At 48.2% G+C, this 9,996-nt stretch carries 9 protein-coding genes; 4 read left to right on the top strand and 5 right to left on the bottom strand.

From position 1 onward, the window contains the following. Nucleotides 1–234 precede the first annotated feature (234 nt). The 3 genes from remA to K4A83_RS12325 all read left to right on the top strand — a co-directional run bounded on the left by remA (nt 235) and on the right by K4A83_RS12325 (nt 2,505). Nucleotides 235–501: an extracellular matrix/biofilm regulator RemA gene (gene remA, locus K4A83_RS12335; RefSeq protein ID WP_265264870.1), complete on the top strand. Its 267-nt coding sequence runs from the start codon at nt 235–237 to the stop codon at nt 499–501. Between the two features lie 135 nt (nt 502–636). Next, a complete protein-coding gene (gene gmk, locus K4A83_RS12330; RefSeq protein ID WP_265264869.1) occupies nt 637–1,284 on the top strand; it encodes a guanylate kinase in 648 nt (215 codons plus the stop codon). A gap of 3 nt (nt 1,285–1,287) precedes the next feature. Beyond that, nucleotides 1,288–2,505 carry an ABC transporter permease gene (locus tag K4A83_RS12325; RefSeq protein ID WP_265264868.1) on the top strand — a complete coding sequence of 406 codons (1,218 nt, stop codon included), beginning with the start codon at nt 1,288–1,290 and terminating at the stop codon, nt 2,503–2,505. A 49-nt stretch (nt 2,506–2,554) separates the two neighbouring features. Here the strand turns inward: K4A83_RS12325 and K4A83_RS12320 are convergent, their stop codons facing one another. Beyond that, on the bottom strand, nt 2,555–3,052 hold the full coding sequence (locus K4A83_RS12320; protein WP_265264867.1) for a hypothetical protein: 498 nt from the start codon (nt 3,050–3,052) through the stop codon (nt 2,555–2,557). Nucleotides 3,053–3,409: 357 nt separating this feature from the next. Here K4A83_RS12320 and trhO point away from each other — a divergent pair, with 357 nt between their 5' ends. Further along, on the top strand, nt 3,410–4,249 hold the full coding sequence (gene trhO / locus K4A83_RS12315; protein ID WP_265264866.1) for an oxygen-dependent tRNA uridine(34) hydroxylase TrhO: 840 nt from the start codon (nt 3,410–3,412) through the stop codon (nt 4,247–4,249). A 91-nt stretch (nt 4,250–4,340) separates the two neighbouring features. Here the strand turns inward: trhO and K4A83_RS12310 are convergent, their stop codons facing one another. The 4 genes from K4A83_RS12310 to K4A83_RS12295 form a co-directional block, all read right to left on the bottom strand. Continuing rightward, nucleotides 4,341–7,007, bottom strand: a complete 2,667-nt coding sequence (locus tag K4A83_RS12310) for a PEP/pyruvate-binding domain-containing protein (RefSeq protein WP_265264865.1) — start codon at nt 7,005–7,007, stop codon at nt 4,341–4,343. After that, nucleotides 6,979–7,902 (bottom strand): UbiA family prenyltransferase, encoded by a 924-nt coding sequence (locus tag K4A83_RS12305; RefSeq protein WP_265264864.1) that lies wholly within the window; start codon nt 7,900–7,902, stop codon nt 6,979–6,981. The genes K4A83_RS12310 and K4A83_RS12305 overlap by 29 nt, the downstream gene beginning before the upstream one ends. Nucleotides 7,903–8,365: 463 nt before the next feature. Continuing rightward, complete coding sequence (locus tag K4A83_RS12300; protein WP_265264863.1) at nt 8,366–8,791, bottom strand: hypothetical protein; 426 nt, start codon at nt 8,789–8,791, stop codon at nt 8,366–8,368. 64 nt (nt 8,792–8,855) lie between these two features. Beyond that, on the bottom strand, nt 8,856–9,887 hold the full coding sequence (locus K4A83_RS12295) for a hypothetical protein (RefSeq protein ID WP_265264861.1): 1,032 nt from the start codon (nt 9,885–9,887) through the stop codon (nt 8,856–8,858). Nucleotides 9,888–9,996: the final 109 nt, after the last annotated feature.

The following is a 9,996-nucleotide window of genomic DNA, read 5'->3' as shown; positions in this document are numbered from 1 at the left end:
CAAAGGCAAGCGGGGGAGCAGGGGAGCGGGGGAACAATTATTAATTATCAATTCCCCTTCTCCCCAGTCCAAAAATTGCGCTTTTTTCTCCTTGTAGACCATAAAAAGGGGAAAATTCCAAAGAAATCCCAAATTTGTGGCGGCTATAATTGTAAAGCCCAATTTTTGTGGATAACATGAAAATTGAACCTAAATTTATGATTCACACTCAAACGGCAGGGCCGTTCATGCCTTATGGATATTCAACTGATTAACATTGGTTTTGGCAATATCGTCTCTGCGAATCGCATTATTGCAATTGTAAGTCCTGAATCTGCACCGATTAAACGCATTATCACAGATGCTCGCGATCGCGGTCAACTCATTGATGCCACCTACGGCCGTCGTACTCGTGCGGTCATCATCACAGATTCAAGTCATGTGGTACTATCAGCGATTCAGCCGGAAACAGTTGCCCATCGTTTTGTTGCCAACCCTAAAGAGGGTCATTTGAGTAATTAGTCCTCAGTAGCTTAAAATTGAGCAAAGTCCCTGTCTAAATAGTCAGGGAAGAATTAAGGTCTTCAGTTTCACGAAGACACCAAGCACCTACCCTGATTTTTCTGCACCGTAAGCGGCTAACCCCAACAAGTTATCATGAGACAGAACAACACCTTAACCAAGGAGGGAGTTACCAGCCAACTCACCCCCTCCTTTGAACACCCCGCCACCTTAACCCTTGACCCTCCTCCCCAAGGTAAATTAATTGTGCTGACCGGACCGAGTGGGGTAGGCAAAGGAACGCTAGTTAAAGCCTTATTAGAACGTCATCCAGACCTGCATCTTTCCGTATCGGCCACCACTCGTCAACCTCGTCCGGGAGAAGTAGACGGGAAACACTATTTTTTCTTGGAACGCCACCATTTTCAGCAAATGGTAGCGGCGGGTGAGTTTCTCGAATGGGCAGAATATGCGGGGAACTTGTACGGCACCCCCCGGCAAAATGTAGAACAACAAATTGCCCGAGGTCAGATCGTGCTGCTAGAAATTGAGTTAGTTGGGGCGCGCCTGATTCAGCAGACCTTCCCTAAAGCCTTCCGCATCTTCATTTTACCGCCCTCTAGTGCGGAATTAGAACGCCGTCTGCGCGATCGCGGTCAAGACTCGGAGGAAGCCATCCTCAAGCGCCTAAGACACGCGGAGGGGGAAATTGCCGCTAGTCATGAATTTGATTTACAAGTAGTGAACGATACCTTAGAAAGTGCCTTAGCTAAACTAGAAACAGCAATTTTAGGTCAAGGCTAATTTATGCAGTTTCTCGAAAGTGTCCACATGGCCACCCGCGCTTTAAGGAGTAATAAGTTGCGGAGTGCCTTAACCATGTTAGGGATTGTGATTGGCAATGCCTCCGTGATTGCCATGGTAGGTATTGGACAAGGGGCGCAACGTTTGGCCGAGGAGGAATTTGAAGCCCTCGGCCCCAACTTGTTGTTTATTATCCCCGGCAATCAACAGGATCGGCGGACGACCTTTGAGTTACCCAAAACGCTGGTTTTAGAGGATGCGGAAGCGATCGCCCGCCAAGTCCCCGCCGTCTCTCAGGTCGCCCCCCAAATCAACGCCCGGGAAATTGTCTCCTATCAACAACAAACGACCAATATCACGGTTTTAGGAGTAACGCCGGAATTTTCCCCCGTGCGAACGTTCCGAGTCGAGAGGGGGCGGTTTATTGAAGAATCGGATCTGAGGCGTAATGCTCGGGTCGTGGTGTTAGGGTCAGAGATAGCGGATCAGTTTTTTGGCGATCGCAATCCCCTCGGCGAACGCATCCGCGTTAAAAACATTTCCCTAGAAGTGATTGGCGTGATGGAGTCTAAAGGCGCATTTTTAGGCACCAATCAAGACGAGGCCGTATATCTTCCCCTCACCACAATGGCCAATCAAATCGTCGGCCGCACCTCCCCCTATGGCTTAGAAGTGTCCGTCATTACTGTGTCAGCCCGCAACGCCCAAAGCATTGGAGCCGCTCAATTCCAAATCGAGAACTTACTCCGTCTGCGCCACAATATCACCGGAGAAGATGACTTTACCGTGCGCACCCAAAAAGATGTCCTGAGTATCGTGGGAACTGTGACCGGAGGCCTTACCATCATGTTAGCTGCGATCGCCGCCATTTCCCTCCTCGTCGGGGGCATCGGCGTTATGAACATCATGCTAGTTTCCGTCACAGAACGCACCCAAGAAATCGGACTGCGTAAAGCCTTGGGCGCAACTCAACAAGACATTCTCAGTCAATTTCTCATTGAAGCTGTGATTGTCTCCGCCGTGGGGGGAGTCGTCGGCACCGTCATCGGCATTGGCGGCATCTTCTTCATCGGTGCCGTCAGTCCCTTAGCCTCCATTATTTCCCCCCTGTCTATCCTGCTCGCCGTGGGCGTATCCGGCGGCATTGGTCTATTTTTCGGAGTCTTCCCCGCCCGACAAGCCGCCCAACTCGACCCCATCGTTGCACTACGCCGCCTTTAACAAAATGTTGCGGAATTCCCCTTCCTCGCCAACGGCAGGGTGGGGTAGTTCACACTCCAGGTTTCAGATAGGACGAACAGATTATTTTCCGTTGTCCAAACTCTCGGAACTGCTCCGAACTAACGTCAACATTGCCCTGACGAAACGTATTTTCTACGTCCAAATCTAACGCCACCTGACAACTACAATATTGTTCAGGATTAGGTAAATCACTAAACTGAGTTAAACACTCATCCATATACACCGCTTCCCGTTCCATTGGCGACAGGAAACGATGACATTGTTGAAGATTCAGAGTATATTCTCGCCAGACGCGCCATTTTTCCGCCTCTTTAGCATCGTCAGCTAAATTATCCCATTGCTGGTTATAATTCGCCTCCGCTTCCGCCGCACATTGACAATATTCGGGAGAAACTCCATCGGCACAGACTTGAGCTTGTGCTAACAGTGTATTTTTCGTTCCCTGAGCTTGGGAGAAATGGCTACAAGTAATTAAAAGAACAGTGAGAAAACTGGCACTGAGCGAAGAATGCAGTAAACGTTTCATGGGACTTGACCTTAGAAAAAACTGCAAGAGTTGATTAATCCTATAGACGCATAAAAAACAATAATGTGGCGAAAAATTAATTTTTTTTCATAGAAAAAACAACGATTCTTAAACAAAATTCTCTGTAAAATTACGGATAAAATTAGTCTTTGACTCAGGGTGAATCCCGTCATTGCGAGGGGAGGAAAAACGTTAATCTTGGAGATATAGCGGATATCTCTGGAATTTCATCAAATTGTCAAGGTCAGGGAATAGGGAATAGAGAACAATTATCAATTTTCTTCCGTGAAACTCTGGTGATACCATGATCACCGAACGACCTAAAATAAATAAAGATACATCTTGCCGTTGGGATTTATGACTGTCACTGTTGCTACATTTTATAAATTTTTTACCTTCCCAGACTACCGAGAACAACAAGTGCCCCTGTTGAATTATTGTCAAACCCAGGGCATAAAAGGAACCATCCTCCTAGCCTCAGAAGGGATAAATGCCACCTTGGCCGGAACGGAAAATGCGATCGCCTCAGTGCTAGATTATTTACGTTCTGACCCCCGTCTCCACGATTTGGACGTGAAACTTTCTTACGCCGAAACGCCCCCCTTTGAACGCCTAAAAGTGCGCTTAAAAAAAGAAATCGTCACCTTTGGACACCCCGAAGTAGACCCCACCCAACAAGTGGGTCAGTATGTCCCCCCCCAAGGGTGGAATCAATTAATTTCTGACCCCGAAGTAGTGGTCATTGACACCCGCAATGATTATGAGGTGAAAATCGGCACGTTCACAAATGCCCGAAACCCTCAAACTCGTTCCTTCCGCGAATTCCCCGACTATGTAAAACAGCATCTTGACCCCCAAAAACAGCCTAAAGTCGCCATGTTTTGCACCGGAGGCATTCGTTGCGAAAAAGCCACCGCTTACCTACTTAAACAAGGGTTTCAAGAGGTTTATCACCTACAAGGGGGCATTTTGCGATATCTCGCTGAAATCCCCCCCGAGGAGAGTCTCTGGCAAGGGGAATGTTTTGTTTTTGATGAACGCATTGCCGTTGAACATGGTTTAGAACCGGGCAGTTATGGAATGTGTTCTGCTTGTGGTCATCCCCTCAGTCCCGCAGAACAAGAATCTCCCGCTTATGAACCGGGTATTGCTTGCCCCTATTGTGCCGAATCCACAGCAGTAATAGGTAATAGGTAATAGGTAATAGGTAATAGGTAATAATTATCAATTATCAATTATCAATTATCAATTCCCCTGCTCCCCCGCTCCCCTATTCCCACAAGCAAACTTATTCACCAAGCCCTACCTTGCGCACTCGTCCTGTGCTACCGTCCAACTCTACCCAGTCCCCATCCTTTAACCATTGGGTAATCCCCGGTAGGGAGATCACAGCCGGAAGGCCTAACTCCCGGGATACGATGGCCGCGTGGGATAATAAACTCCCCCGTTCTACTAATAACCCCACGGCGAGGGGAAAGAGTAAAATCCAACCGGGATCTGTGCGTTCTGCTACTAGGATTGTACCGGGTTGGAGGGGTGGGCGACTGGTGAGGGCTTGCTGGGGGTCGGTAATGATGCGCACAGGGGCCCGTACAATGCCGGGGGAACAGCCTAATCCCTGTTTGCTGTCGGTGGTGACACTGGAAACAGGGGTTAGGGGCGGGGCGGTGGGGTTTAAACTGGGGATGCCGAAGGTGGCCACGCGATCGCCTAAACTGGAATGACGGCGATAGTCCTCAAACTCGGCCTGACGAAGAGCCACTAAGTCTTTCACCCGATTACAAGTGCTAGTCCCCTCTAACAGGGCGAGAATTTCCCCCACTTCTAAGTAAAAAATATCCCGAGGCTGTTGTAACAGGTCAAGGGTATAAAACCGTTGCCCCAACTCTAAGAATAATTGGCGCGCTCGACCAAAAACCCGGGTTCGTTCAAAGCGCAGGTTTTCCCGTTGCCGTAACCGTTGCCTGGCATTGACTAACACCCATTTAAACACCAGACGACGCAGGGGATAACGGCGTAAAATGCGGCGCACCCGCAGGGCGACCGGTTCTGGGAGGCGACTGAGGGCGGTGGAATGGTGACGACTGGGGGGGTGAGCTAGAGCGCCAATGGTGCGCAATAGGGGCAGGGGATTCTCTGAGAGGGTGGGGCTTTCTAGTTTGAGTTCGTCTAGGCAGCGATCGCTAAACTTGTGCAAATAGTCTTCATAACTGGACTTGAACTCAGGAAACTGCTCAATAGCCGCTAGGATGCGCTCTAACGGCTCTTGACTCAACATTTCGATAAATTTGGGGTGAGGGGCAGCGAGGGCAGCGAGGGCGCGGATTCTCTGGGCGGGTTCCGCGCTAATCATGCCCCCCCGTTGGGTCAGGAGTCCATTTTGCAGGGTGCCGTCGGTATCGCCACACCATTTTTCTGTCAACTTGCGCAACAGACCATAAAAAATCATGGCAAAAAAATCATTGAGGATGGGGGCATCCCAACGGGGGAGGAGTTGACTGGCAAGGGTGCGGTAATATTGGGCGAGGTCTTCTGGGGCCAGAGTCGAGAAGTCGGGGGCCGGACTCAGGAGGCGCTGGAGACGACGGTAGAAACGGCGGATTTTGAGGGGTAGGAGGAGGTAGTTGAGGAGTAAGCCCGCTAAGGTGCGCAGGAGGTGACCGCTATCTTGGAGGCGATCGCGCCAAGAACTTTGATCTAAACCTTGTACAAGCTCCTCGGGGAGGGATTCCTTGACCCCCATCATCTGTTCCATAAAGGCCCGATTGAGGCGAAATCCGGGCAAGAGAGCCAGGACGCGGTACCAGTTGAGGAGATTGTAATAAATGCGCCCTTCTAGCAGCCCAATCATGTTTTCAAAGGTGGTCTGATGTTGGGCAATGCGTCGGGGAGATACGCCCATTAAGCGGCAAAATTGGCGGTAGACTTCCTCGTAAGCTTGGCGGGCAAAGGAGAAGGTGAGGGGAGTTGTCACCCCACTATAACTTTCGGCAATGTTGCTATTGTCCCAGATTCGGTAAACTCCAGTGGCGGGGGGGAGGGGGGGTAAGGCTGTAATGGGGCGGGCTTGGAGGATGTAGGTCTGTTGATTGACCTGGGCCCATTCTATATCTTGGGGCGCTCCCAACTGATGGCTAATTTGCCGCGTTAGGGTGGCTAAACGCTGGAGTTGTTCATCGGTTAAGGTGGGACTGTGCAGGAGGTCTGCTGGCAGTTGACAGCGTTCGACTTCTCCCTGTTTGTTGAGACGATCACAGAGGCGTTTTTCCACCAGATGACGCTGAATGATCTGGTTTTGGGGGTCAAGGAGGAAGTGATCTCCTTCCCACTCTCCCGAAACGAGGGCATTTCCTAGACCGTAGACGGCGTTAATCGTCACCCAATTCCGTCGCCCGGTGATGGGATCGGCGGCAAAAGCTACCCCAGCTAGGGTGGGATTCAGCATCTGCTGGACAATTACGGCCGGGGGGGCGGGAAAATGGGGGAGGCCTTGCTGTTGACGGTAACTGAGGAGGCGATCGCTAAATGCCGACTGCCAGACTTGGGCGATTTTGTCATACAAATCCTCGGGAGCAACGCCTAGAAAGCTGTCCAGTTGCCCGGCAAAGGACTGTTGTTCCCCATCTTCCTCCACGGCCGAAGACCGCACAGCAAATCGTCCCCCGTAGGGGAATAAATCCGCCAAGGCTTGCAGAATTTCTAACTTGACCCCATCTCCTACCTTTAACTCACCGAGGAAGTCAGGAAGAGGCTTGATTTGACTCAGGGAGAGTTGAGCCAGAGTCTGAAATTGACCGCGCTGGGCCTGGGTGAGACTGTCGAGAAAGGCGAGGGGGGTGAGAATGAAGCCACTGGGGACGAGGAAGCCTTTTTGGTACAGTTGCGCGATCGCCCAGCCCTTGCCCCCCATTTGGGATGCGATCGCCCTATCCTGAAAACGGCAAATGTATTTCATAGCGCAGTAACAGGGGAATCACCCCCAACCCCAAATAGGTAAACAAAGCCCACAATCCAGACATCAGATTAACCCATTTTGCACTTTTGCGCGTCGGATGATTAAAAAACGAATAAGCCACCATACTCGCCCCAATTCCTAACACCAACAGAATTAAATTCATCGGTCGCACAAAATCAATTTGCTTCGCCGTCCAAAACGCCGCCACAGCACTAAAACAAATCACCGTCACCCACACCAACACCGCATTATCCCGTCCCCACAACGAACTATAACTATCAACCCCCACCTCCTCATCATTAGGAGCGCGAATCTTCCGCCCAATCTCCAAAATTAACCCATTCATCGCCGTCGTAATTAAAAACCAAATCACCGCCGGAGGAATCGCACTTTTCATCAACAACCAATCACAAGCCGTCGCATACAAAGCAATCAGAGGAACAATCACATTATGACTCAACAAATAAGCCACCGGATGACCTTTCAACCGTTTATACAAGAAAAAATCCTGACTCATTAACACAAAATAGAACCACACCACACTTAAAAGAATCGCTAAACTGCGACTCATATAAAGCGCCAGTCCTAACTGAGCAAAAAGACTAAAAACCCCCAACAAACCCAATTCTTTTAAACTAATTAACCCCCGAGGCACAGGACGATAAGGACGATAAATCCGATCATCATCAAAATCCTTAAACTCATCCACAATCCGCAACAGCAGAAAAAACAAAAACGTGCTAACCGCCGCAACAGTTAACGATTCAAACGTAGGAAACTGTTCCCGCAATAAAGCTGAATAACTAACCGCAGACGTACTAAAAACTAAAATAAGTATCCCATTACTAAAAATGGGAAACCGTTCTTGTTGATAAATCCACCATCGCTTTAACATTATCAGATCCGGTGAAATCTAGGATATAGAATCAATAAACTGGGGACAATCATGCTTCAGAGTAAAACCTTCCACCTAAAACTTTCAAGCTAGAATTCTCCATCCAAAATTCTCCACCAGACAACATGAAAACTTATTTCAACACAACAAATCAGCTATATAGCAAACCTATCTGAGTCGTGCAAAAAAGGCTCGCCTAGAATCGACATAGGACAATAGCCTAGAGTTCACGTCTCATTAGGAATAGCTATATATACCACTCCACCCCCTTCTAGTTTAATGCAAAAAGCCCCCCTGTCCAGCAATCCTTAATAATGTCACGCTTCAGCCCCCCTCCTAAATCCCCCTAAAAAACGCGACTTTTCGGTTTCTCCCCTCAGACTCCCCTAACACCCCCCAGACAATGAAGACTCAAGAAAATGTCCCAGTGACCTCCTTACAGCGCGGGGCAACAACAGAAAACCTAATTTCCCTCCGTTGTCACTAAAAGTAACTCCCTCCCCATCTCAATTTCCTCCTCCGTCCACCCCTTAGCACCCAAGCGCCTGTCAATCTGACTCTCACTTAACCCCTTGTGTCTTGCCTGCCGGATATAATTCCGGAGAGCCTTCTGTTGAGGAGTCGGCCCCGCTGCCACTTCCTCACGAGTCCTAGACCATTGAGATGATACCGACTCCACCACCATTAAACAGATTAAACCCACTGCAAAACAGACAGGAAGCCACAAAGCTAGACTAATTCCAAAAGTACAAATCACCGAAAAGAAAATAACAACCACAGCATTATTCACTCCCCCCACAAAAATAGATAACAGGACGAACACAATTAACGCCCCTAAAGGAGTAGCCGTGAAAACCCGAGAAACCTGTTTTGAATTGCTATTAGTCATAAGGCAAAATTATCCACAACCGTTAAAAAACTTCCCGTATCTGACTGAATTCAAACCTGAAACCTCACAGACGATTATCTAACGTAATTTCCCAATAACGAATAAAGGAAATAATCAACCCCAAATAACAAGGCACCGCAAACACCACCTCAATAGGAATATTGAATTGCGGCACAGTGAAACCAACAAAACTCGACACCGCACTAGCCCCATAAACACGATAGCCCTGGTTAATTAGCACCGTCTCTAATAATAAAATAAACGTCCCGGCAATGCCTAACGCTAACAAGAAACGTCCCCAAGTTGGATAGTGCAGGAAATACTTCTCCACCACCAAAGCCGTTACACCAATAATAGCCACCCAAGCGACAATCAGAACCAGAGTAATATCAAACACCAAATAAGACCAACGGGGAAACCCCACATTGTCCACCATTGGCTGCACCAACATCTCCAATAAAAACACAGCCAACAAAGCCAGTCCAAGGCTGCGTAACCATTGGCGATATTTAATCGGCACAAAAGGTTCATCACCTAACACCAACATCCAGTATTTATGAAACGCAATCACCAACCCGGTAAACACGGGAGTATAATAAAAAACCTCCACAATCGGCACACCCAGAATAAAGATATTAACCATATCCCTTAATACTTCCGGGGCGTAAGAACGAATTCCAATATTAACAACAATTGCCTCTAAAATCGTTACCGCGACAATTAAAACCCCCAAATAGACTAGAAAACGTTTGGAAGCTTTCCACTCACTCAAAAAACGATCAACTACGGTAACAATCGTTAAAATTAACGCCGTCCAACAGAGCAATAAAATCCAACTGACATCATCGTAAATATAAGCCCATTCCCCCATGTGATGATTATTCCACATAGGAGCAGTAAACAGTTCAAACAACAAAACCCCAACCGCCATCGTGAGAAACTGTTGCCACCATTGTTTCTCAATTCTAGAGATAAACCAAACGCTGGCAATAAAGCCTAGGATAACGATAACCTCAAAAATAATAATCGGTAAAGTTGCCGTTTTAGTAAAAGAACAAGCGGCGGCAAGGGGAAGAGAGGGGAGAATTAAGACCATATATTCTAACACTCCAAAAAGGTTAAAAATTTAGAGCAAGTTTTGCTCAATCAGTCAACAGTAATGAGTCATAAGGACAGGTCATGAGAACTCGAACGAAGCGATTTTG

Source organism: Spirulina subsalsa FACHB-351 (assembly GCF_026130165.1).
GTDB classification, from domain to species: domain Bacteria; phylum Cyanobacteriota; class Cyanobacteriia; order Cyanobacteriales; family Spirulinaceae; genus Spirulina_A; species Spirulina_A subsalsa_A.
This window is presented reverse-complemented; position numbering and strand designations above follow the sequence as displayed.

Coding starts and splice junctions, on each gene's coding strand:
- remA (WP_265264870.1), top strand. CDS start 235: ATGGATATTCAACTGATTAACATTGGTTTTGGCAATATCGTCTCTGCG.
- gmk (WP_265264869.1), top strand. CDS start 637: ATGAGACAGAACAACACCTTAACCAAGGAGGGAGTTACCAGCCAACTC.
- K4A83_RS12325 (WP_265264868.1), top strand. CDS start 1,288: ATGCAGTTTCTCGAAAGTGTCCACATGGCCACCCGCGCTTTAAGGAGT.
- K4A83_RS12320 (WP_265264867.1), bottom strand. CDS start 3,052: ATGAAACGTTTACTGCATTCTTCGCTCAGTGCCAGTTTTCTCACTGTT.
- trhO (WP_265264866.1), top strand. CDS start 3,410: ATGACTGTCACTGTTGCTACATTTTATAAATTTTTTACCTTCCCAGAC.
- K4A83_RS12310 (WP_265264865.1), bottom strand. CDS start 7,007: ATGAAATACATTTGCCGTTTTCAGGATAGGGCGATCGCATCCCAAATG.
- K4A83_RS12305 (WP_265264864.1), bottom strand. CDS start 7,902: ATGTTAAAGCGATGGTGGATTTATCAACAAGAACGGTTTCCCATTTTT.
- K4A83_RS12300 (WP_265264863.1), bottom strand. CDS start 8,791: ATGACTAATAGCAATTCAAAACAGGTTTCTCGGGTTTTCACGGCTACT.
- K4A83_RS12295 (WP_265264861.1), bottom strand. CDS start 9,887: ATGGTCTTAATTCTCCCCTCTCTTCCCCTTGCCGCCGCTTGTTCTTTT.